Annotated in this window: 16 protein-coding genes; 10 read left to right on the top strand and 6 right to left on the bottom strand. The window is 61.1% G+C overall.

The genetic code is table 11. The features are described 5' to 3' along the window. Positions 1-115 precede the first annotated feature (115 nt). Positions 116-1399, bottom strand: coding sequence for a Zn-dependent hydrolase (locus AO356_RS23130; protein ID WP_060741723.1), 1284 nt, complete (start codon positions 1397-1399; stop codon positions 116-118). A gap of 151 nt (positions 1400-1550) precedes the next feature. Then, positions 1551-3029 (bottom strand): NCS1 family nucleobase:cation symporter-1, encoded by a 1479-nt coding sequence (locus AO356_RS23125; protein ID WP_060741722.1) that lies wholly within the window; start codon positions 3027-3029, stop codon positions 1551-1553. Positions 3030-3638: 609 nt separating this feature from the next. Here AO356_RS23125 and hydA point away from each other — a divergent pair. The 3 genes from hydA to preA all read left to right on the top strand — a co-directional run bounded on the left by hydA (position 3639) and on the right by preA (position 7902). Continuing rightward, entirely contained in the window at positions 3639-5078 is a 1440-nt protein-coding gene (hydA, locus tag AO356_RS23120; RefSeq protein ID WP_060741721.1) for a dihydropyrimidinase, read from the top strand. Positions 5079-5259: 181 nt separating this feature from the next. Then, the gene (locus AO356_RS23115) at positions 5260-6627 is read left to right on the top strand and encodes an NAD(P)-dependent oxidoreductase (RefSeq protein WP_060743176.1); all 1368 of its coding nucleotides are present in this window, start codon (positions 5260-5262) and stop codon (positions 6625-6627) included. Then, positions 6628-7902 (top strand): NAD-dependent dihydropyrimidine dehydrogenase subunit PreA, encoded by a 1275-nt coding sequence (preA, locus tag AO356_RS23110; protein WP_060741720.1) that lies wholly within the window; start codon positions 6628-6630, stop codon positions 7900-7902. A gap of 143 nt (positions 7903-8045) precedes the next feature. On the opposite strand, the gene AO356_RS23105 is transcribed toward preA, so the two are convergent. Then, positions 8046-8666: a TetR/AcrR family transcriptional regulator gene (locus AO356_RS23105; RefSeq protein WP_060741719.1), complete on the bottom strand. Its 621-nt coding sequence runs from the start codon at positions 8664-8666 to the stop codon at positions 8046-8048. Between the two features lie 266 nt (positions 8667-8932). Beyond that, positions 8933-9268 carry a DUF6124 family protein gene (locus AO356_RS23100; protein WP_060741718.1) on the bottom strand — a complete coding sequence of 112 codons (336 nt, stop codon included), beginning with the start codon at positions 9266-9268 and terminating at the stop codon, positions 8933-8935. Between the two features lie 865 nt (positions 9269-10133). Here AO356_RS23100 and AO356_RS23095 point away from each other — a divergent pair. From AO356_RS23095 to AO356_RS23065, 7 genes are all read left to right on the top strand, one after another. Next, complete coding sequence (locus AO356_RS23095; RefSeq protein ID WP_219739276.1) at positions 10134-11363, top strand: OprD family porin; 1230 nt, start codon at positions 10134-10136, stop codon at positions 11361-11363. 145 nt (positions 11364-11508) lie between these two features. Beyond that, the gene (locus tag AO356_RS23090) at positions 11509-12330 is read left to right on the top strand and encodes an NAD-dependent epimerase/dehydratase family protein (RefSeq protein WP_060741716.1); all 822 of its coding nucleotides are present in this window, start codon (positions 11509-11511) and stop codon (positions 12328-12330) included. 42 nt (positions 12331-12372) lie between these two features. Further along, positions 12373-13278: an SMP-30/gluconolactonase/LRE family protein gene (locus AO356_RS23085; RefSeq protein WP_060741715.1), complete on the top strand. Its 906-nt coding sequence runs from the start codon at positions 12373-12375 to the stop codon at positions 13276-13278. Positions 13279-13336: 58 nt separating this feature from the next. Continuing rightward, a complete protein-coding gene (locus AO356_RS23080; protein ID WP_060741714.1) occupies positions 13337-14305 on the top strand; it encodes a TRAP transporter substrate-binding protein in 969 nt (322 codons plus the stop codon). Positions 14306-14380: 75 nt separating this feature from the next. Further along, positions 14381-14908, top strand: coding sequence for a TRAP transporter small permease (locus AO356_RS23075; RefSeq protein ID WP_060741713.1), 528 nt, complete (start codon positions 14381-14383; stop codon positions 14906-14908). Then, entirely contained in the window at positions 14908-16188 is a 1281-nt protein-coding gene (locus AO356_RS23070; protein WP_060741712.1) for a TRAP transporter large permease, read from the top strand. The genes AO356_RS23075 and AO356_RS23070 overlap by 1 nt, the downstream gene beginning before the upstream one ends. A 198-nt stretch (positions 16189-16386) precedes the next feature. After that, on the top strand, positions 16387-17256 hold the full coding sequence (locus AO356_RS23065; RefSeq protein ID WP_060741711.1) for an aldose 1-epimerase: 870 nt from the start codon (positions 16387-16389) through the stop codon (positions 17254-17256). A 78-nt stretch (positions 17257-17334) separates the two neighbouring features. Here AO356_RS23065 and AO356_RS23060 read toward each other — a convergent pair whose 3' ends face one another. Both AO356_RS23060 and AO356_RS32190 read right to left on the bottom strand, forming a co-directional pair. Next, entirely contained in the window at positions 17335-20298 is a 2964-nt protein-coding gene (locus AO356_RS23060; protein ID WP_109791097.1) for an Ig-like domain-containing protein, read from the bottom strand. Between the two features lie 169 nt (positions 20299-20467). Further along, a complete protein-coding gene (locus AO356_RS32190; RefSeq protein ID WP_152032442.1) occupies positions 20468-23611 on the bottom strand; it encodes a hypothetical protein in 3144 nt (1047 codons plus the stop codon). Between the last annotated feature and the right edge of the window lie 12 nt (positions 23612-23623).

Genomic DNA, 23623 nt, shown 5'->3' with positions numbered 1-23623 from the left:
GTCTCCATGTGATTCAGGCGCGCATGGAAGTTACGACCACCCCCAGTGATGACACGTTCCCCGTAACAGCGGTGTAGGAGCTGTCGAATGCAACGAGGCTGCGATCTTCTACCCTTCACGCCGCCATGCGCCCCTCGGCAATCGCCTGGGAGGCCGCCAGCATCGCTCGCAGCAACACCGCGCAGCCGGCGGCGAGGTCATCCGGGGCGGCGTTTTCGATTTCGTTGTGGCTGATGCCGCCTTCGCAGGGCACGAAGATCATCCCGGCCGGGCCCAGTTCGGCGAGGAAGATCGCGTCATGGCCGGCACCACTGACGATGTCCAGGTGAGACAGGCCCAGCCCTTGTGCGGCGCCGCGCACGGCGTCGACGCAGCCCTGGTCGAAATACAGCGGCGGGAAGTCGGCGGTGGGTTTCAAATCGAAGGTCAGGCCGTGCTGCCGGCAGGTGTCTTCGATCACTTGCTTGACCTCGGCGATCATCGAGTCCAGGCGCGCCGGTTCCAGATGACGGAAATCCAGGGTCATGCGCACCTCGCCGGGAATCACGTTGCGCGAGCCCGGATAGGCCTGCAGGCAACCGACCGTGCCGCAGGCATGGGGCTGATGACCGAGGGCGGCGCGGTTGACGGCGCCGACGATGACCGATGCGCCCACCAGGGCGTCCTTGCGCAGGTGCATCGGGGTCGGACCAGCGTGAGCCTCGACACCCCGCAAGGTCAGGTCGAACCACTTCTGCCCCAGGGCGCCCATCACCACGCCGATGGTCTTGCCCTCGTCTTCGAGGATCGGCCCCTGTTCGATGTGCGCCTCGAAATACGCCCCCACCGGATGCCCACTGACCGGGCGCGGGCCGGCATAGCCGATGGCATTGAGCGCCTGGCCCACGCTGATGCCCTCGGCGTCGGTCTTGGCGAGGGTTTCTTCGAGGGTGAATTTCTCGGCGAACACCCCGGAGCCCATCATGCACGGGGCGAAGCGCGAGCCTTCTTCGTTGGTCCAGACCACCACCTCCAACGGCGCTTCGGTCTCGATGTTCAGGTCATTGAGGGTGCGCAGCACCTCCAGCCCGGACAGTACGCCAAAGCAGCCGTCGAACTTGCCGCCGGTGGGTTGGGTGTCGATGTGGCTGCCGGTCATGACCGGTGGCAGGTTCGGATTGCGCCCCGGGCGACGGGCGAAGATATTGCCCACCCCATCGATGCTGACGGTGCAGCCCGCCGCCTGGGTCCATTGCACGAACAGGTCGCGGGCCTGGCGGTCGAGGTCGGTCAGCGCCAGCCGGCACACACCGCCTTTGACCGTGGCACCGAGCTGGGCCAGGTCCATGAGCGATTGCCACAGGCGGTCGCGGTTGATGTGCGGCTGGGTGGATTGCAGGACGTCGATGGCTGCGTTCATGGGGATCTCCATTTTTTCAGGCATGTTTTCGGTGTACTTGAGGCCGCTATCGCGAGCGAGCTCGCTCCCACAGGGGATCTGCTGTGAACACAGACTTTGCATCCACCCAAATCCAATGTGGGAGCGAGCTCGCTCGCGATGAGGCCCTCCCTCACACCGCGGTTTTAGCGACGGACGGGCTCGCTCGCATGCTGCACAACCCGTAGTAAATCACCCCACCCAGCGCCGAGCCGGTGAACCAGCCGTAGCTGTAGAACCAGCTGAACGCGTCGCTGCCCAGGGACAACAAGGTCAGCACCACCGGCACGCCAAAGGCGATGAAGCCGTTCCAGTTCCACGCCGGGTAAATGTCGTCGCGGTACAACCCGGCCAGGTCCAGTTGCTGTTTCTTGATCAGGAAATAATCCACCACCATGATCCCGGCAATCGGCCCCAGCAGGCTTGAATAGCCCAGCAACCAATTGGAATAGACCGACTCGAGGCTGACCTCGGAGACGATCAGGCCGAGTTTCTTCAACAGTTCGTGGGCCATCAGCGCCAGCCCCACCAGCCCGGTGAGCATCACGGCCTTGGTGCGGCCGATCAGTTTCGGCGCCAGGTTCTGGAAGTCGTTGGTGGGCGAAACGATGTTGGCGGCGGTGTTGGTCGACAGCGTGGCGACGATGATCAGCACCATGGCCAGCGCCACCCACACCGGGCTCTGGATGTGCCCGATCAAGGTCACTGGGTCGGAGACGGTCACCCCCACCAGTTTTTCCGAGGCGGCAGTCATGACCACGCCGAGGGAGGCGAACAGGAACATGGTCAGCGGCAGGCCGATGATCTGCCCCACGACTTGGTCTTTCTGGCTCTTGGCATACCGGCTGAAGTCCGGAATGTTCAACGACAGGGTGGCCCAGAAACCGACCATGGCCGTCAGCCCGGCAAGGAAATAGCCGGTTACCCCGGCGCCTTCGGGCCGCTTGGCCGGGACCGCCATCAGTTCAGTCAATGAAACGTTGGGCAATGCCCACACCAACAGACCGACGCCCACCAGCACCAGCAGCGGCGCAGATAAGGTTTCCAGCCACTTGATCGACTCGGCGCCGCGCAACACCACCCACAGGTTGATGACCCAGAACACCATGAAGCCGATCACTTCGCCGGTGCCGCCCAGGCTCTTCCAGCCGTCGAACACCGAGCCGAGAAACAGGTGGATCGCCAGCCCGCCGAACATCGTCTGGATGCCGAACCAGCCGCACGCCACCAGGGCGCGGATCAGGCACGGCACGTTGGAACCGATGACGCCAAAGGACGAGCGCAACAGCACCGGAAACGGAATGCCGTACTTGGTCCCGGCGAAGGCGTTCAGGGTCAGGGGGATCAGCACGATGATGTTGGCAAACAGGATCGCCAGCAGCGCCTCGCCCACCGTCAGGCCAAAATAGGCGGTGAGCACGCCGCCGAGGGTGTAGGTCGGCACGCAGATCGCCATGCCCACCCACAGTGCGGTGATGTGCCATTTGTTCCAGGTTCGCTCGTGCACCTTGGTCGGCGCGATATCGTGGTTATAACGGGGGCTGTCGAGGACGTCGCTGCCGGCTTCAAGCTCGAACAATCCGTCGCGCTCGGTCACTGTTGATCTGGTCATGTCCGCTCCACTGTTTTCATTATTTTTGCTCATCGACGGGCGATGGCCGGAGTACTTGCACGCGTGCTACCGACCACCCCGCCAGACCCACGACAGCACTCAATAACCGTGCCGGATAATGCGCCGAGCTGACCGGATGATCGATATAACCCTTTCAACCTTTTGATGTTTAACGTTTTAACGCCACATTATTGCCTTGTGTCACTCCCTGCTTACCGCCCTTGAGGCTAGATGACCTTCACGCCCTGTCGAGAGGGGGGATTCAAAGTGGTGCACCCCGGATCGACGCGAGGTGTCTAGACCGCACTTGCAACGCTTTCAAGCCGCTGATTTACCATGACAAATCTCGCTCAAATAATGATCCTGTCAAGTGCGTCAAAATGGTGAGCAGGCTCACCATTTTGGTGAATTAATAAATTAATCCTTTAATTTCAATAAGTTAATTAGCGAATAAGCTTATAAAAAATAATCTTGCTCATTTCAAAAACTCCAGCTAGCGTCTAATCCTGACAGTTGTGACAAGAACATAAACCGGCACGACTTTACCTACCGTGATCGATAAAACATAAAGAACCGGCAACAGTCGGTCATGCCTGCGAGGAACTCGGAATGTCTCTGTTGATCCGTGGCGCCACCGTTATTACCCATGATGAAAGTTATCGCGCCGATGTGTTTTGCGCCGACGGCGTGATCAAGGCCATCGGTGACAACCTGGATGTTCCGGCCGCTGTCGAAGTGCTCGATGGCAGCGGTCAATACCTGATGCCCGGCGGCATCGACCCCCATACGCATATGCAGTTGCCGTTCATGGGCACGGTCGCCAGTGAAGACTTCTTCAGCGGCACGGCGGCGGGTCTCGCCGGTGGCACCACGTCGATCATCGACTTCGTGATTCCCAACCCCCAACAGTCGCTGATGGAAGCCTTTCATCAATGGCGGGGCTGGGCCGAGAAAAGCGCCAGTGACTACGGTTTCCACGTGGCGATTACCTGGTGGAGCGAACAGGTCCGCGAAGAAATGGCCGAGTTGGTCAGCCATCACGGCGTGAACAGTTTCAAGCATTTCATGGCCTACAAGAATGCAATCATGGCCGCTGACGACACCTTGGTCGCGAGTTTCGAGCGCTGCCTGGAATTGGGCGCGGTGCCCACCGTGCATGCCGAGAATGGCGAACTGGTCTACCACCTGCAACGCAAGCTGCTGGCCCAGGGCATCACCGGCCCCGAAGCCCATCCGTTGTCACGCCCTTCGCAAGTGGAAGGCGAAGCCGCGAGCCGCGCCATCCGCATCGCCGAAACCCTGGGCACGCCGCTGTACCTGGTGCACGTGTCCACCAAGGAAGCCCTGGACGAAATCACCTACGCCCGCAGCAAGGGCCAACCGGTCTACGGTGAAGTACTGGCCGGGCATCTGTTGCTGGACGACAGTGTCTATCGCGATCCCGACTGGCAGACCGCCGCCGGCTACGTGATGAGCCCGCCCTTCCGCCCACGCGGGCATCAAGAGGCACTCTGGCACGGCTTGCAGTCCGGCAACCTGCACACCACCGCCACCGACCACTGCTGCTTCTGCGCCGAACAGAAGGCTGCCGGGCGTGACGACTTCAGCAAGATCCCCAACGGCACCGCCGGGATCGAAGACCGCATGGCGGTGCTTTGGGACGAGGGGGTCAACAGCGGCAAATTGTCGATGCAGGACTTCGTCGCCCTCACCTCCACCAACGCCGCGAAGATTTTCAATCTCTACCCACGCAAGGGGGCGATCCGCGTCGGCGCCGATGCGGACCTGGTGCTCTGGGATCCCCAGGGCAGCCGCACGATCTCAGCCAAGACCCACCACCAGCAAGTGGACTTCAACATCTTCGAAGGCAAGACCGTGCGCGGCGTGCCCAGCCACACCATCAGCCAGGGTCGGCTGGTGTGGGCCGACGGCGACCTGCGGGCCGAGCGCGGCGCCGGGCGCTACATCGAACGGCCGGCGTACCCGGCGGTGTTCGATTTGCTGAGCAAGCGGGCGGAGTTGCACAGGCCGGTTGCCGTGAAGCGCTGAACCCAGGCCTTCGGCCTATCGCGAGCAAGCTCGCTCCCACACTGGATTTGGGTGGATGCGAAAGCCATGGGCACTGCAGATCCCCTGTGGGAGCGAGCTTGCTCGCGATGAGGCCAGTCCAGACACCGAAAAAACCACTGCCCACCAGAGGCAGCACCTCAAACACCGTGAGGCCCACTCCATGATCCAGCCCTTGAGCCACCTCCCCCACTCCCAGGAAGACCCGGCCACCCTCGCCGCCCGTTTCAGCGACCTGGCGCCGCCGCTCAACGCGCGCCAGGCCCACCTGGAAGCGTCCCGCTGCCTGTACTGCTACGACGCGCCCTGCGTGAACGCCTGTCCGAGCGAGATCGACATTCCGTCGTTCATTCGCAACATCCACCAGGACAACGTCCAAGGCGCGGCGCAGAAAATCCTCTCGGCCAACATCCTCGGCGGCAGTTGCGCCCGGGTCTGCCCCACGGAGGTCCTGTGCCAGCAAGCCTGCGTGCGCAACAACGCCCATGAGTGCGCGCCGGTGTTGATCGGCTCGTTGCAACGCTACGCGGTGGACAACGCCCACTTCAGCGAACACCCGTTCAAGCGTGCCGCCACCACCGGCAAGCGCATCGCCGTGGTCGGGGCCGGGCCGGCGGGGTTGGCGTGTGCGCACCGCAGTGCGATGCATGGCCATGACGTGGTGATTTTCGAAGCCCGGGACAAGGCCGGCGGCCTCAACGAATACGGGATCGCCAAGTACAAACTGGTGGACGATTACGCCCAACGCGAGCTGGACTTCCTGCTGGACATCGGCGGCATCGAAATCCGTCACGGCCAGAAACTCGGCGAGAACCTCAGCCTGAGCGACCTGCACCAACAGTTCGACGCGGTGTTCCTCGGCCTCGGCCTGGCCGCCAGCAAACAACTGGGCCTGAGCGACGAACAGGCCCCGGGGGTGCTGGCCGCCACCGAGTACATCCGCGAACTGCGACAGGCCGACGACCTCAGCCAGTTGCCGCTGGCCGACCGTTGCATCGTGCTCGGTGCCGGCAACACCGCCATCGACATGGCCGTGCAGATGGCTCGCCTCGGCGCCCGGGACGTCAGCCTGGTCTACCGTCGTGGCCTTGAAGACATGGGTGCCACCTTGCATGAGCAAGACATCGCCAAGGCTAATCAGGTGCGTCTGCTGACCTGGGCCCAACCGCAACAGGTGTTGCTCGATGACGCCGGGCATGTGCGCGGCATGCGCTTTTCCCGTACCCATCTGGAAAACGGTCGACTGGTCATCGGTGCCGAGACCTTCGACCTGGCCGCCGACGCCGTTTTCAAAGCCATCGGCCAAGCCTTCGATGACCACGCACTGGTAGACCCGCTGGCCCGGGAGCTCAAGCGCCAGGACGGGCGAATTCTGGTGGACGAACACCTGCGCACCAGCATTCCCGGTGTCTACGCCGGCGGCGATTGCACCAGCCTGGACCAGGACCTCACCGTGCAGGCCGTGCAGCACGGCAAGCTCGCCGCCGAGGCGATCAACGCTCAACTGATGCTTAACGTGGAGGCTGCGTAAATGGCCGATCTGTCGATTGTCTTCGCCGGCATCAAAGCCCCCAACCCGTTCTGGCTGGCCTCCGCGCCACCCACCGACAAGGCCTACAACGTGGTCCGCGCCTTCGAGGCCGGCTGGGGGGGCGTGGTCTGGAAAACCCTCGGAGAGGATCCAGCGGCGGTGAATGTGTCCTCGCGTTATTCGGCCCACTACGGTGTCAATCGCGAGGTCTTGGGCATCAACAACATCGAGCTGATCACCGACCGTTCCCTGGAGATCAACCTGCGGGAAATCACCCAGGTGAAAAAGGACTGGCCGGACCGGGCGTTGATCGTGTCACTGATGGTGCCCTGCGTCGAAGAATCCTGGAAACGCATCCTGCCCCTGGTGGAAGCCACCGGCGCCGACGGCATCGAGCTGAACTTCGGCTGCCCCCACGGCATGCCGGAACGGGGCATGGGCGCGGCGGTCGGCCAGGTGCCGGAGTACGTCGAACAAGTGACTCGCTGGTGCAAGACCTATTGCTCGCTGCCGGTGATCGTCAAGCTCACGCCGAACATCACCGACATCCGCGTCGCCGCCCGGGCGGCCCATCGGGGCGGTGCGGACGCGGTGTCGTTGATCAACACCATCAACTCCATCACCAGCGTCGACCTGGACCGCATGGTCGCCCTGCCCAGCGTCGGCAGCCAAAGCACCCATGGCGGTTACTGCGGTTCGGCGGTCAAGCCCATCGCCCTGAACATGGTCGCCGAAATCGCCCGCGACCCGCAGACCCAAGGCTTGCCGATCTGCGGCATCGGCGGCATCGGCAGTTGGCGCGACGCGGCGGAATTCATCGCCCTGGGCAGCGGCGCGGTGCAGGTCTGCACGGCGGCGATGCTGCATGGTTTTCGCATCGTCGACGAGATGAAGGACGGCTTGTCGCGGTGGATGGATGAGCACGGCCACGCCAACCTCCAGGCGTTCTCCGGTCGCGCGGTGGGCAACACCACCGACTGGAAGTACCTGGACATCAATTACCAGGTCATCGCCAAGATCGACCAGGAGGCGTGCATCGGTTGCGGGCGCTGCCACATCGCCTGCGAAGACACCTCACACCAGGCCATCGCCAGTCTCAAGCAGGCGGACGGTACCCATGTGTACGAGGTGATCGATGAAGAATGCGTGGGCTGCAACCTGTGCCAGATCACCTGCCCGGTGCAGGACTGCATCGAGATGGTGACAGTGGACACCGGCAAGCCGTTTCTGGATTGGAACCATGATCCGCGCAATCCCTATCATGTAACAGCTTGAAGGTAGGCGTGTCTGAACTGGCGCCATCGCGAGCAAGCTCGCTCCCACAGTGGATCGTGTCGTTCACAAATGTTGTGTACAGCAGAGATCCAATGTGGGAGCGAGCCTGCTCGCGATGAGGCCATCAGCCTCACCACAAAACCTCAAGGCTCCAACCCGATCCCCCGCAAAATCACCCCGGTCACCGTCTGCACCGCCCGTTCGAATTGCATGTCGGACAGCGGCTGGTGGTCGTTGAGGATATTGATCTGGTGGTCGAAGTCGGCGTAGTGCTGGGTCGAGGCCCAGATCATGTAGAGCAGGCTCGAGGGCTCCACCGGGAGGATGCGTTTGTCCTCCACCCACTGGCGGATTTTCGCCTCCTTCATCTTGGCCCAGTCATAGAGACTGGCGTCCAGCGCCTGGCCCAGGGTCGGGGCACCGTGGATGATTTCGTTGGCCCAGACCTTGGAGCCGTAGGGCCGGCTGCGGGAGTGGTTCATCTTGGCGCGGATGTAGCTGCTGAGCACTACCCGCGGGTCGTCGAACATTTCGAAGCACAAGGCATCCTGTTTCCACACCTCCAGCAGATCGAACAGCACGGCGCTGTACAGTTCACTCTTGGTGCTGAAGTAGTAATGCAGGTTGGAACGAGGCAATTGCACTTCGGCGGCGATGTCGGCCATGGCGGTGCTGCCGAAGCCTTTCTCGGCAAAGACCTTCTCGGCGGCCAGCAGGATTTTCTCGACGTTACTGCGACGAATCTCGATCTTGTGATTGCCCATGAGGGCTCCCTGACGACAGCGTTGCTCAAGACTAGCATCCGCCCACTTTCGAAAACACTGGGGGCTCGCTTCCCATTGACCGTGCACGTTCAGGCGGATGTACACAGTGCCCTTGCGGCGAGGGAGCTTGCTCCCGCTCGGCTGCGCAGCAGTCGTAAAACCGGCTGGAGCGATGTTCCTGGAAGAACCGCGTCAGTCCATTTTGGGGCTGCTGCGCAGCCCAGCGGGAGCAAGCTCCCTCGCCACAGGGGGTTGTGGTGAGTCGGCTAGCGTGCTTCGACGTTATCCAGCGCGCGGTTCGCCAATAATCCGCTCAGTTCGATCAATTGTTGGATGCCCAAGGCGATGTGACGCCTGGGACCTTCCAGGTCGAAGGCCAGGTCATTGACCATGGCATTGGCCGAGGCCAGGTTTTCGCTGAGGTTGGCGAGCAGGGTTTCGGTGTCGACGCCATGGGCGACGGTGAACAATTGGCCGGGATCGGCCTCGGGTTTGCCGGGTTTGGGCTTGAGGTAGGAGTCGAGGATGCGGTCGGCGGCTTTGTCGAATGCCTTGGCGTTGGATGGATCTGTATCGGGTGGGTTGGGGGTTACTTTGAACATAGTTGAAGCTCCGATGCTGTAGAAGGGAGCCAACACCCTCTCGCTACCAAACGAATTAGGGTGGCGGCCATACGAAGGTTGGTAGACCGGGCATCGGAGCCGGCGCCTCCGAAGAGGCCCTGCGCATGGCCACCAAAAAGCGAAGTGCATGATTGCACTCGCAAGCGATGACGCTATGCACCGACAGCCCGGGCTACCAAACCCGATCGCTGATTCCTCAGCGACCCGGAAACGATAAAACCCGACCGCAAGGCGCACAAGCCGGCGGATTCTGGCGCAGGTGTAGGCAATGGCGCAAGACAACGTAGCCCGATCCCGAACGCTCCTACATCTGAATAAACACGGTTTCCCTGATGGACTGGGAGCCTGGGTTAACAAAACACCTGTGGCGAGGGAGCTTGCTCCCGCTGGGTGGCGAAGCCGCCCCCAAAAATTGTGCTGAAACAAAGCACTTGGGGCTGCTGCGCAGCCCAGCGGGAGCAAGCTCCCTCGCCACAAGAGACCTCACCGTCCATGAGCGCGCGGGCATTCGACTAATGTCTTAGACCAGTCATCGCACAACCAAGCACCCTCCCCGCTATCTTAAAACCACAAATCTGCCCGGCGCCACGGCCTGCGATCTTGACCTCGTCCAGCAACAGCCATTGAAGCGCCTCATTTTGAAGCACAACCGAGTTGGATAATTCCGATAATGGCCAGTTGACAATGAGCAGCCGCTTCCAAATAATCCCCTCAATGTTGTACGACGACGTATGACAAAAATAAAAACAACAAAAAAGTAGGGAGCGTCATAGTGAGCACACGTGTCCGTTTTTCGCCCGACCACCGTCCAAACCGCCGTACCCTTCTCAACGCCAGCCCCGCCCTGATCCTGCTCGGTTGCAGCAGCCTTGCCGCGTTTCTGCCAACCGCCGCCAGTGCCGAAGGCTTCGTCGATGACGCCAAGGCCACGCTGAACCTGCGCAACGCCTATTTCAACCGCAACTTCACCAACCCGAACAACGCCCAGGGCAAGGCCGAGGAATGGACCCAGAGTTTCATCCTCGACGCCAAGTCCGGGTTCACCCAGGGCACGGTCGGTTTCGGCGTGGACATACTGGGGATGTACTCGGTCAAGCTCGACGGCGGTCGCGGCACGGCGGGTACGCAATTGCTGCCGGTGCATGACGACGGTCGCCCGGCCGATGACTTTGGGCGCCTGGGCGTAGCCCTGAAGGCCAAGGTGTCGAAGACCGAGCTGAAGGTCGGCGAGTGGATGCCGGTGCTGCCGATCCTGCGTTCCGACGACGGCCGCTCCCTGCCGCAAACCTTCCGTGGCGGCCAGGTGACCTCCACCGAAATCAATGGCCTGAGCCTCTACGGCGGCCAGTTCCGTGGCAACAGCCCGCGCAACGACGCGAGCATGGAAGACATGTCCATGAACGGTCGCGGTGCGTTCACCTCCGACCGTTTCAACTTCGGCGGTGGCGAATACGCCTTCAACGAAAAACGCACCCAGGTTGGCGTGTGGTACGCGGAACTGTCCGACATCTACCAGCAGCAATATTTCAACCTGACCCACAGCCAGCCCATCGGCGACTGGACCCTGGGCGCCAACCTTGGCTACTTCATCGGTAAGGAAGACGGCAGCGCCTTGGCCGGCGACTTGGACAACAAAACCGCGTTCGCCATGCTCTCGGCCAAATACGGCGGCAACACCTTCTACGTCGGCCTGCAGAAAGTCGGCGGCGACGATGCCTGGATGCGCGTCAACGGCACCAGCGGCGGCACCCTGGCCAACGACAGCTACAACTCCAGCTATGACAACGCCAAGGAAAAATCCTGGCAACTGCGCCACGACTTCAACTTCGCCGCCGTCGGCGTGCCGGGCCTGACCCTGATGAACCGCTACATCAGCGGTGACAACGTGCACACCGCCACAGTCGACGACGGCAAGGAATGGGGCCGCGAAACCGAACTGGCCTACACCGTGCAGAGCGGTGCGTTGAAGAGCCTCAACGTGAAATGGCGTAACTCGACGATGCGCCGGGACTACAGCACCAACGAATTCGATGAGAACCGTATTTTCATCAGCTATCCGATCAGTTTGTTGTAAGGCGGTTGGGTGGGTCTGCTGGTGAGGGGGCGGCTGGGCTGGCGCCTTCGCGAGCAGGCTCGCTCCCACAAGGAAAGGTCACCCTTTGCCCGCGGTCATATGGCCTATACAACGGATATCACTCACTGTTTGCTCAGGTAATGCCATGACGACGACACCGATTCGCCAACCCCTCAATCGCCTGCTGCTGACCGGCGCCGCCGGCGGCCTGGGCAAAGTCCTGCGCGAGCGCCTCAAGCCTTTCGCCCGTCACATCCGGCTGTCGGACATCGCCAACATGGCCCCGGCCATCGATGAAAGCGAAGAAGTGGTGCCGTGCGACCTGTCTGATAAGCACGCCGTGCACCAACTGGTGGAAGGTGTCGATGCCATCCTGCATTTCGGGGGTGTTTCGGTGGAGCGCCCGTTCGAAGAGATCCTCGGCGCCAACATCAGTGGCGTGTTCCACATCTACGAAGCCGCCCGCAAGCACGGCGTCAAGCGCGTGATCTTCGCCAGTTCCAACCACGTCATCGGCTTCTACAAGCAGGACGAGGCCCTCGATGCCCTCTCCCCGCGCCGCCCGGATGGTTACTACGGCCTGTCCAAGTCCTACGGTGAAGACGTCGCCAGTTTCTACTTCGATCGCTACGGCATCGAGACCGTGAGCATCCGCATCGGCTCGTCGTTCGCCGAGCCACAGAACCGCCGGATGATGAGCACCTGGCTGAGCTTCGACGACCTCACCCAACTGCTCGAATGCTCGCTCTACACGCCCAAGGTCGGCCACACCGTGGTCTATGGCGTGTCCGCCAACCGCGACGTCTGGTGGGACAACAGCCACGCCGCGCACCTGGGTTACCAACCCAAGGACACTTCCGAGATTTTCCGCGACAAGATCGAAGCCCAGCCAATGCCAGCCGCCGACGACCCGGCCAGGATCTACCAGGGCGGTGCCTTCGTCGCAGCCGGCCCGTTCGACGACTGATTGGCCTGTTTCCATGGGATACGAACGTACAAAGGAATCACCATGCAAGCCGAATTGATTGTCGATGCACGCAACGCCGTCGGGGAGAGCCCGGTGTGGGTCCCCGAGGAAAACGCCCTGTATTGGGTGAACATCCCCAGCGGTGGCCTGCAACGCTGGAATGCCAGCAGCGGAAAAATCCAGGGCTGGGAAGCCCCCGAAATGCTTGCCTGCATTGCCCGTCACCAGGACGGCGGCTGGGTCGCGGGCATGGAAAGCGGTTTCTTCCGCCTGCACCCCCATGACGACGGCAGCCTCGACAGCGAACTCTGTGGGAGCGTCGAGCACAGCCGCGTCGACATGCGCCTCAACGATGGCCGTTGCGACCGCCAGGGCCGCTTCTGGGCCGGCAGCATGGTGCTGAACATGGCCGCCAACGTCGACGAGGGCCGGATGTACCGGTATGAAGCCGGGCAACGCAGCCCGGTCGAGGCGCAACTGAGCGGTTTCATCGTGCCCAATGGCCTGGGCTTCAGCCCGGACGGGCGGACGATGTACCTCTCCGATTCACACCCGTTGAGCCAGCAGATCTGGGCTTTCGATTACGACATCGACAGCGGCACCCCATCCAACCGGCGGCTGTTCGTCGACATGCTGCCCCTGGCCGGTCGCCCGGACGGCGCGGCAGTCGACGCCGACGGTTGCTACTGGATCTGCGCCAACGACGCTGGGCTGATTCACCGTTTCACCCCCGATGGACGTCTCGACCGCTCGCTGGAAGTGCCGGTGAAAAAACCCACCATGTGCGCCTTTGGCGGCAGCCGCCTGGACACCCTCTTCGTCACCTCGATCCGCCCCGGCGACGACAACGACCCACAGTCCCTGGCCGGTGGTGTGTTCGCCCTCAAGCCCGGCGTCAAGGGCCTGGCTGAACCGGTTTTCGGAGGGCTGAAACACGCCGCGAAATGATCTGCTTCACCGCTTTGCTGAATGAGCCATAAAAAAAACAACAAACTGGAGATTGACCATGAATTTCAAACGCACGCTTCTGATCGCAGCCCTCCCCCTGGCTTTCCTGGCCCAGGCGGCCCATGCCCTTGAACTCAAGATCGCCGACATCCATCCCAAGGGCTACCCCACCGTGATGGCCGAAGAAAGCATGGGCAAGACCCTGACCAAAGAGACCAACGGCGAGCTGACCTTCAAATACTTCCCAGGCGGTGTATTGGGTTCCGAAAAGGAAGTCATCGAGCAGATGCAAGTCGGCGCGATACAGATGTCCCGGGTCAGCCTGGGTATCGTCGGTCCTGTGGTGCCGGATGTGAACGTGTTCAACATGCCGTTCATCTTCCGCGACCAGGCCCACATGCGCGCCGTCATCGACGGTGATGTGGGCGATGCGATCCTCGACCGGATCACCAATTCCGAGTTCGGCCTGGTGGCCCTGGCCTGGATGGACGGCGGCACGCGCAACATCTACACCAAGAAGCCGGTGCGCAAGCTCGAAGACCTCAAGGGCATGAAGATCCGCGTGCAAGGCAACCCGATGTTCATCGAGATGATGAACGCCATGGGCGCCAACGGTATCGCGATGGACACCGGTGAAATCTTCAGCGCCCTGCAGACCGGCGTGATCGACGGCGCGGAAAACAACCCGCCGACCCTGCTCGAACACAACCACTACCAAAACGCCAAGTACTACAGCCTCACCGGACACCTGATCCTGCCAGAGCCGATCGTGATGTCGAAAATCACTTGGGAAAAACTGACCCCGGATCAACAGACGATGGTCAGGAAAGCCGCCAAGGCTGCCCAGGCCGAAGAGCGTGCGCTGTGGGACCAGAAGTCCACCGCCAGCGAAGAAAAACTCAAGGCTGCGGGTGTCGAGTTCATCACGGTCGACAAAAAACCCTTCTACGACGCCACCGCACCGGTACGGGCCAAGTACGGCGCGCCCTATGCCGACCTGATCAAGCGTATCGAAGCCGTTCAGTAACGCCTCCCGTTCTGTACTCATGAAAAGGCCCGGCACGCCTGATGCCCAAGGCGTGCCCGGTTACGGTGGAACCCGATGAAGAATTTGCTGCTGCGTATCAACGATAAGATCTACATGACGTGCATCTGGGTTGCCGGCCTTTCCGTCCTGGCGATTTCCCTGATGATTCCCTGGGGCGTGTTCGCCCGCTACGTGCTGGGCTCCGGCTCGAGCTGGCCCGAGCCCACGGCGATCCTGCTGATGATGGTGTTCACCTTCATTGGTGCCGCCGCCAGTTACCGTGCCGGTGCGCACATGGCCGTGGCCATGCTCACCGACCGCATGCCACCGCACCTGAAATCCGCGGCGTCGATCTTTTCCCAATTGCTCATGGCCCTGATCTGCATCTTCATGACGGTCTGGGGCTTCAAGCTGTGCATGTCCACCTGGAACCAGTTCATGGCTTCCCTGCCCGGCCTGCGAGTTGGCGTGACCTATTTGCCGATTCCCCTGGGCGGCTTGCTGACGCTGGTTTTCGTCCTGGAAAAACTCTTGCTCGGTGACCAGAGCAAACGGCGGGTCGTGCAGTTCGACCTGGTTGAAGAAAGTGAAGGTGCCGCTTAATGGACGCTCTGATACTGCTGGGCAGTTTTATCGTGTTGATCCTGATCGGCATGCCGGTCGCCTACGCCTTGGGCGCTGCCGCCCTGATCGGGGCGTGGTGGATCGACATCCCGTTCCAGGCCGTGATGATCCAGGTGGCGGGCGGGGTGAACAAGTTCTCCCTGTTGGCCATTCCGTTCTTCGTGCTGGCCGGTGCGATCATGGCCGAGGGCGGCATGTCCCGCCGCTTGGTGGCGTGTGCCGGGGTGCTGGTGGGTTTTGTGCGTGGTGGCCTGTCACTGGTCAACATCGTCGCCTCGACCTTCTTCGGCGCGATCTCCGGTTCGTCAGTGGCCGACACCGCGTCGGTGGGCTCGGTGCTGATCCCGGAAATGGAACGCAAGGGCTATCCACGGGACTTTTCCACCGCCGTGACCGTCAGCGGTTCGGTGCAAGCCCTGCTCACCCCGCCAAGCCATAACTCGGTGCTCTACTCCCTGGCTGCCGGCGGTACGGTCTCGATTGCCTCGCTGTTCATGGCGGGCATCGTGCCAGGCTTGCTGATGAGCGCGTGCCTGATGGTGTTGTGCCTGATCTTCGCGAAAAAGCGCAACTACCCCAAGGGCGAAGTGATCCCGATGCGCCAGGCGTTGAAAATCGTCGGCGAAGCCCTGTGGGGCCTGATGGCGATGGTGATCATCCTCGGCGGCATCCTGTCGGGCATCTTCACCGCCACCGAATCGGCGGCCATCGCGGTGCTGTGGTCGTTCTTCGTGACCATGTTCATCTACCGCGACTACAAGTGGCGTGAACTGCCGAAGCTGATGCACCGCACCGTGCGCACCATCTCCATCGTGATGATCCTGATCGGCTTCGCCGCCAGCTTCGGCTACATCATGACGCTGATGCAGATCCCGGCGAAGATCACCACGATGTTCCTGACCCTGTCGGACAACCGCTACGTGATCCTGATGTGCATCAACGTGATGTTGCTGCTGTTGGGCACCGTGATGGATATGGCGCCGCTGATCCTGATCCTCACGCCGATCCTGATGCCGGTTATCGTCGGCATCGGCGTGGACCCGGTGCAGTTCGGCATGATCATGCTGGTGAACCTGGGCATCGGGCTGATAACGCCACCCGTGGGGGCGGTGCTGTTCGTCGGCTCCGCCATCGGCAAGGTCAGTATCGAAAGCACGGTCAAGGCACTGCTGCCGTTCTACGCCGTATTGTTCCTGGTGCTGATGCTCGTGACCTACGTGCCAGCCCTGTCGCTGTGGTTGCCGCACCTGGTGTTGTAACCATTCCATCAGCAAGCAAGCACCCTTGTGGCGAGGGAGCTTGCTCCCGCTGGACTGCGAAGCAGGCCCAAGTTATTTGTTTCAGCACAAATTTTTGGGGCGGCTTCGCCACCCAGCGGGAGCAAGCTCCCTCGCCACAACAGCGTCCACACAAAATCTGCATTTCCTCACTGCTTTTCAATCCAGCAGACAACCACCATGACCCCACCTCTTCTGCATCTCGAAGACGAACTGACCCGCCTCACGCTGGCCCCGCATCTGGGTGCCAGCCTGGTGGACTGGACCTTGCGCAGCAGCGGCGCTCCGCTGCTACGCCCGCCCGCGCCGCAAGCCCTGGAAAACGGCCTGCCCGGCAAGCTCGGTGGCTTCCCATTGATCCCCTGGTCGAACCGGATCGCCCACGGCGGTTTCGATTGCCCTGGCGGCTGGCTGGCCCTGGAGGCCAACAGCCCCAACGACCCGTTCCCCATCCATGGCAGCGCCTGGCAGCAACCGTGGCAAGTGACCGAACAGAATGCCCAGGAAGCGCTGCTGCAACTCGACAGTCAGCACCCGTTCGGTTATTGCGCCAGTTTGCGTGTCCGCTTGCGCGGCGGCCAGTTGCAAATCGCGATGCTCGTCACCCACACGGCGAAACAGCCGGCGTGGCATGGCCTCGGCCTGCACCCATACTTCCCGCGCACCGCCGGCACGCGCCTGCAAACCCGGGCGAGCGAAGCCTGGCTGTGCGACGCCACGAAACTGCCGACGGAACGGATCGACCTGCCCGAACACTGGAACTTCCAGGAGGCCCGCTTACTGCCGGACACCCTCGTGGACAACGGCTTCGGTGGCTGGAACGGGCATTGCCTGATCCAACAGCCGGACCTGGGTTACGAGCTGGCGTGCCAGGCCAGCGGCTGCGATTACTTCCTGCTGTACTGCCCCGTGGGCCTGGATTTCTTTTGCATTGAACCGGTCAGTCACCCGGTCAACGCCCACCACCTGCCTGGGCGGCCAGGGTTGCGCCTGCTGGAGCAAGGGCAATCGGTGGCGCTGGGGTTTTCGATGCAGTGCCGGTTGCTATGATCATCCGAGGTTGCATTGACTTCCACACCATAGATTGAGGTCCGTATCGACTGGCGTAGGTCAAAAGGCAGGCGCCTGTCATGACTCCGGAGCACTCGCCATTATCTGGCCCGAGCCATAGGGTATCCGACAGTAGGCGCCCAGATAATCCTGTATCGCCTGCGTTCCGATCTCTCCCGTGTAGGGGTTCGCCCAAAGTGGCCATAGGGGATTACCGTTCTCGAAGGCGCCGGTCCAATGCCTGTAGTTAAAACCCGTGGGTACGACGTAGTACGTTCGAATGGCTTCCATGGTGCCGCCGTCCGGACGTGGCGGCTGGGCGAATGAATTCGCCGCCCCTTGGGAGTTCGCCCAGTTGGCCGCTTCACCCCCTGTAATGGTTCCGATCATGGCCATCGTCCAGGCGTTCGATCGGATCACCGTATAGGCGGCTGTTTGCCCAGAAGCATCGGCGACCGTAATCGTCGCCTGTCCGTTAGCCCATCCCTCGACCGTACCGTAGCCATCCACGCGGGCGACATCAGCGTTTGACGTGTAGTACGTGTATCCGGGGTTCCCCGTTATGGGGGTACGAGTCACTGTCGTTCCAGCAGGCATGGGCGTGGCGGTTCGTGGTTGTCCGATGTACAGGAAGAACCCGTTGAGGTACACGGGGCTGGTATCGATCACCAGTGCCTGCGCTACATTGATTCCCCAATAATTGGACTCTGGATGATCGCTATACAGCGCCTTGGCGTTGAGGATATGGGCACCCTCGGCGAGCCCGCTCAGTGACAGACTCCAATCACCGTAGCCATCGACATCGGCAGTGCCTTTCAGGTCGGCGTTGTCGAAAATCTGTACCTGCATGCCCATGGAGGCCCTACCGCTCAGGGTGATACTGGTGGCGAGGGTATAGCCGCCGTTGGCGATTGGGGCCTGATGCGGATCCCTGATCGACGTGATCGTCGGCGGTGTGACGGCAACCACATTGATTCCCCAAGCACCGGATATTGGATTGTCGCCGTAGAGTGCCTTGGCGACAAAGATATGGGGGGCCACGCTCAAGCCGCTGACAGTCAAGCTCCAGTCCTCATCGCCATTGGCCTCGGCGGTGCCCTTCAAGTTGTCGCCTTCGTAAATCTCCACCCTCTGGGCCTTCGCCGCCTTGCCACTGAGGGTGACGCTGGTCTCGACGGTATACCCGCCATTGGCGATTGAGGCTTGATGCGGGTCCTTGGCCGAGTCGATGGTTGGATCGATCAGTTGAGCCGAGCCGACCCTCAGGTGTCGGACGATAGAATTGCCCAGCAAGGAGGTGCCCCGGGTAATGGAATAGCTGACATCCACCGTCCCGTTCAGGTTGCCGCTCACATAGGTGAACGGCACGGTAAAAGGCACTGGCTTGCCTGCCGTGTTCGCGTTCAAGGTTCTTGAAGCGTCCGGGGCATTGCTGGACGAGCCCCGCCAACGCAGCACGACTACATCATCGCGCACGGTGACGGTATAAGGCACGATAACATTGGCCCCGATGGCCGGGTTGACCTCGTCCGGGTCCAGCATATCGTCCGGGGCTTCAACGACGGTCGGGATGGGCAGCGAAGGCGCCGCGACACCCACGGTCAGTTCCAAGACATCCGAATCGGGTTGACCGTTCACGCTGTAATAAACCTTGAGCGAACCGCCATCCAGGCGCTTGACCTGTGCCTTGGGCAAGTTTCCCAGCACCGGTTCGCCTGCCACCTCCCCGGCCACGATGACAGGAACGTCGTAGTAAGTCGGATGATCGGAGGCAGTGAGGCCTTCGCACACGATGATGATCCGATCGCCGGGGCTGCGCCCCGCATAGTCAGGGACGGACAAGGTATAGAAGTTCAGGTCCGGATCAAGTGTATTACCAGTGGCCTCGACAATACCGGGTGGGCCATAACGACGATAATCGCCGACCACGGTCACGGCCTTGCTCTTCGAAGGACGATCGTCTTCACCGCTTCTGATCCGCACATACTCCACCGAAGCCCGGCCTCGAGCGATGGCGGCCACATCTTCATAAGGAATGGTGAAGTTGTAGGAATAGGGAATGGCCTCGACCGTTTCCTCGAGAGGCCCAACGTCCACCGGGAAACCGTCGGCGGAAGTGCCGCGCCAGGTCAAGCGCAAAATATCGCCAACGGCATGTTCATAGCGGTTGGTATTCACACGAACGATGACGGGATTTCCAGCCAACACTTCAAGGTCAACTTCCTCGACAGGCATATCGTTGACCAGCACCATCGGCGGATCGAGCCGGTTGTTGTTCAAATCGACCAGAATCTGGGTCGCCGCCGACCAACGCCAGTACCCGCCAGGGTAGTTGCCGCACTCATCCACCACCTGGTAGGCAACAGCAACAGCGTCGCTGTCACCGTTCTGCTCGATGACATCCAGGGGCACGGTAATCGTAATCTCCTGCTCCACCTCACCATCGGCCACCGTGTGATAGACGTTCTTTGAACCCCAAGCCACGTTGATCCGGTCGTTACGACGCATGAACCGGTAAGGCTTGATGGTAATCGGTACACCGCCGGTGTCACCCGGCCCAACACCGTCATCGATGATGTCCTGGGGAATCGAATAGCGCAGCCCCGAATGTCCCGGGGTGCCCTGCTCTTCATCGAAACCACCAGGCGGGTCCAGTTTGACCAGCAGTTTCCACTGCGGCTGGGATTCCACGGGCTGCGCGGCGCCTACTCGCAGCACACTGTAGAACACCGGAAAAGCGTCGCCTCGAACGATATGCCCCTCCTCAATGCGGAACACCAGTTGCTGATTTTTTTGAGCAAGGTCGATTTCGGTGCTCCAGACGGGGGTGGTCGTGTCATTCCAGTAGAACTTGAAAGAGTCGCCCACTTCCATCTGTGTCCAGGGATCGACGACACAGAGCAATCCACCCTCCGCCAGCCGAGCCGGGACACCGCCATCGTAGTCCTCGACAGGCTGGGTCCAACCGGGAAACCATGGAGGATCAAGACCTTCCAGTGGACGGTTTTCAGGCGAATAACGTGCTGGAAATCGCTTGTTCATGGGACACCTGGGCTCAGCGTTCGAGGGGCGTGCCGATACAACGGGTGGCGCGATGGAAAGGGAATTAACGCGTGCTTTAGGGAGGCCGTCTACTGTCAAAACTTACAGGTACGGGCAGATAGTTGATGAATGGTCAGGGCAGACAACGAACCACATGGCGCCCGGGACCTTATGGTTGGCGTATACGAATGTTGTCCAGGTCTACTATGCCTCCTTGGCTGTAGCCCGAACTAAACAACACGTAGTCGGGTAATTGACTGAAGGTGAAGTCTTTTGAATAGGGCGCCCAATCACTGGAAAGATTGAAATAGAGCATGGTCTCCCCCGCTGAATAATTCGATGCGAAAACCAAGGGATTGGCACCCGACGGCGTACGGCCAACGAAGCTGATCTCATAGCGCACTCCGGGTTGCAACGGCAGTTGCAGGCGTGCAATCCCAGCGGCTCCGCTGCCCCCCGGACCCGATCCCAGTCGCCCGAAGTCGTTGCCGGCCTCGTGCACGACCTCAAACAGTTGTCCCGCGTACCAACCATGGGTATTGCCACCTTCAAAAGAGGTGTAGTGATCCTGCAGCCGCTGCCCACGGACCGTGTACGATCGCGACGGGAACGTCACCGCCTCGGCTTCGGCGGTGCTTTGGTCAAAGGTGACTTTGAACTCCACTGTCAGGGTACTGCCGTCGCGCAACTCCCGCAGTTCACCAATCAATGCGGTGTTGGTTGCGAAGCCAGCCAAGACCCATTGCTCGGAAACCCGGCTCCCATTGGCTTGCCCCCAGAGCGTGCGTTCATAGGCCGAACCATCGGTTTTCGTGCCCGTCAGGCGCAGCCACACGTACTGGCCTGTCGCGATGTGCGGCCAGCTGTCGATACGCACGGTGGCATTGCCGGTCAACGTGTTCATGTCCAGCTCCGATCCCTCGCCACCGTTGGCCGCCTGCAATATCTTTGGCTTGGCCACCTGCAGATCGGCCTGGGCGATGGGCTGCACCGCCAGGGAGAGTTCGGGCGAAGGGATGGGATCTTCGTTGCCCCGAATGACCTCATAGGACACCTTCACCGATTTGCCCAGGTTAAAGGCCACCACCCGGTTAGGGATCGGAATCTCCAACCCGGCGCTGACCAACGATTCGCCCGAGGTATAGGAGCCACCCGCAGGTGTTCCCGGCGCACCGGTCCAGGTGACCTTCAGTTTGTCATCGGGAAGCAGCGCGATGTCGGCGGGTACCACGATGTTCAGCGAGTCCGTGGCATTGATCGGGTTCAGGGTCGTGCCATCGGCTTCTTTCACCGAAGGGGCCAGCGGTACGACCTGCCCGTTGACGGTATAGGTGCGCAGCGGGAAAGGAAAAGCCAGGTTCTCGTCGGTGCTCGAAGTGAACGCAACCTTGAACTCTACCGTGAGCGTACTGCCGTCGCGTAGCGCCTGCAGGTAACTGTAGGGGATATCGGTATACAGATAGCCGCGATCGTACTCCACCGGCGTGACCCGCGACGGGGCTACCCATACTTGATAGTCATGTTGCGAACCGTCTGTCTTTTCCCCCTTCAGGCGCAGCCATACATACTGATCTATCGCCATGTGCGGCCAGCCGTCGATGTTCAGCCTGGCGCCACCTGTTACCTGATTCAGGTCCAACTCAGGTCCTTCGCCATTGTGGGCGGCTTTCAGGATTTTCGGCTTGGGAAGCACCAGATCCTGCGGATCGAAGGTGAAGACCTTGCCATCCGTTGCGGCAAGATCCACCTGCATGATCGGCAGGTAGCGCCCGGTCTGCTGGAAGTAATCGCGCTGAAAGAACACTGCGTTGGGCTTGGCCACTTCAGCGACGTAAAAGAAGGCTTCAAGCGGCAGTTGTTCACCAATGTTCTGGGGCCAATTGGCAATGATGAGTTCATTGTGTTGCCCCCTTTGCACCGCAATATCCAGTAATGCCCTGGCCTTGAGGCTCACAGCAAAGGGCAGTGTTTCGCCTGTGAAGCTGCAGGACGTAAATTTGCTGGCCAGCGCATTAAAATGCGCTAGCCATTGCTGTTCAGTCGTAATGCCCTGGTCGGCGCAGGGCGTGCTTACTTGCGGTGCGCCGGTGTGTTCGTTGCAACTGCTCGAGCGATAAAACGTGGCGCCGTCATAGGGGTAAGCACAACGGACCTTGAGCGGGTACCCGGTGGGGGCTGCCAGCTCCTTCATGATCAGCCCCTGGTTTTTGGCCCAGGCGAGTCTGGACAAATACACATCCGTCCGCATATAGGAAAATGAAACACCATTGCGGCTTATGGAACCGTCACTGGGGTTCCATGCATGGAACGCCGATGAAGCGTCGGTGGTTCGAATCAGCACGCCATTGCAGTTATAGGCCGGCGTATCGCCGGGACAGGCCATGGCGGTATCGGCATAGCGGGCATTGAGCCTCGACGCGACCTGATAGCCGATGTAGAGCTGGTCCTGCTGATTGAAGCCAAACACCGCATCCGGTGCCTGGGTCAGGTCCATCCGCAGGATCGGCAACCAATCCCCCGTGGCGTTGAAGTAGTCGCGCTGATCCTTTTGCGCACCCAGCAATGCCCCCGTTTTTGTCGAGTCATAAAACAGGCCATGCAAAGGCATCTGCTTGGGAGCCTGGGCATCCCAGTTCCTGACCAACAGCAAATTTGGCTTGGCCGACCACGTGTCATCGATCAGTTGATGGGCCACCAGGCTGGCCTTGAACTGTGCCGGATCGCGGCTGCTCAGCGAGCATTGCCGCTCGGGCTGCTGGTCTTGTTGCTGGAAATGGGCGAGCCAACCAGGAGCATCGCCGATCCCTAGCGCGGCGCATGAGCTGACGTCTTGCGTGGCGACGGTTGCCGCTGACAGGCCACAGCCATGGTCAGGGCGGTTGCCTGCAAGGGTCATCTCGAAGGGATAGGCACACAACACGTCGAGGGTTTTGCCCTGGCCGATGGCGGTGAACTGATCGGTAAAGATCACGCCGTTTGCCTGCGTCAGCCCGCGGGTGTCCAGATCGGCCCGCAGGTAGGCGAAACCCTCGGCGCCTGACTGAGCGGACACCGCGCCGTGTTTCCAGAACTCGTCCACGCCTTGGCTTGCGCGCACCAGCACACCGCTGCAGAAGTACGCCGGGTTGTTGCCCACGCATTGCGTCGCGGTGTTCTGGTAGCGACTGTTGAGCAATTGCGCGACTTCCGGGCCAGTGATGGCAAGCGCCGGTCCTCCCACGAACAGCAGGACAAGTGCCAGGATGCGGATTAACGGCATGATCGGTGCTCCATGGGTCATCCGATGAGATCGCTCCGACTTCAGGCTGGGCACGCCCGAATACCT

It is taken from the genome of Pseudomonas fluorescens (assembly GCF_001307275.1).
GTDB classification, from domain to species: Bacteria; Pseudomonadota; Gammaproteobacteria; order Pseudomonadales; family Pseudomonadaceae; genus Aquipseudomonas; species Aquipseudomonas fluorescens_AA.
This window is presented reverse-complemented; position numbering and strand designations above follow the sequence as displayed.

Coding starts and splice junctions, on each gene's coding strand:
- AO356_RS23130 (WP_060741723.1), bottom strand. CDS start 1,399: ATGAACGCAGCCATCGACGTCCTGCAATCCACCCAGCCGCACATCAAC.
- AO356_RS23125 (WP_060741722.1), bottom strand. CDS start 3,029: ATGACCAGATCAACAGTGACCGAGCGCGACGGATTGTTCGAGCTTGAA.
- hydA (WP_060741721.1), top strand. CDS start 3,639: ATGTCTCTGTTGATCCGTGGCGCCACCGTTATTACCCATGATGAAAGT.
- AO356_RS23115 (WP_060743176.1), top strand. CDS start 5,260: ATGATCCAGCCCTTGAGCCACCTCCCCCACTCCCAGGAAGACCCGGCC.
- preA (WP_060741720.1), top strand. CDS start 6,628: ATGGCCGATCTGTCGATTGTCTTCGCCGGCATCAAAGCCCCCAACCCG.
- AO356_RS23105 (WP_060741719.1), bottom strand. CDS start 8,666: ATGGGCAATCACAAGATCGAGATTCGTCGCAGTAACGTCGAGAAAATC.
- AO356_RS23100 (WP_060741718.1), bottom strand. CDS start 9,268: ATGTTCAAAGTAACCCCCAACCCACCCGATACAGATCCATCCAACGCC.
- AO356_RS23090 (WP_060741716.1), top strand. CDS start 11,509: ATGACGACGACACCGATTCGCCAACCCCTCAATCGCCTGCTGCTGACC.
- AO356_RS23085 (WP_060741715.1), top strand. CDS start 12,373: ATGCAAGCCGAATTGATTGTCGATGCACGCAACGCCGTCGGGGAGAGC.
- AO356_RS23080 (WP_060741714.1), top strand. CDS start 13,337: ATGAATTTCAAACGCACGCTTCTGATCGCAGCCCTCCCCCTGGCTTTC.
- AO356_RS23075 (WP_060741713.1), top strand. CDS start 14,381: ATGAAGAATTTGCTGCTGCGTATCAACGATAAGATCTACATGACGTGC.
- AO356_RS23070 (WP_060741712.1), top strand. CDS start 14,908: ATGGACGCTCTGATACTGCTGGGCAGTTTTATCGTGTTGATCCTGATC.
- AO356_RS23065 (WP_060741711.1), top strand. CDS start 16,387: ATGACCCCACCTCTTCTGCATCTCGAAGACGAACTGACCCGCCTCACG.
- AO356_RS23060 (WP_109791097.1), bottom strand. CDS start 20,298: ATGAACAAGCGATTTCCAGCACGTTATTCGCCTGAAAACCGTCCACTG.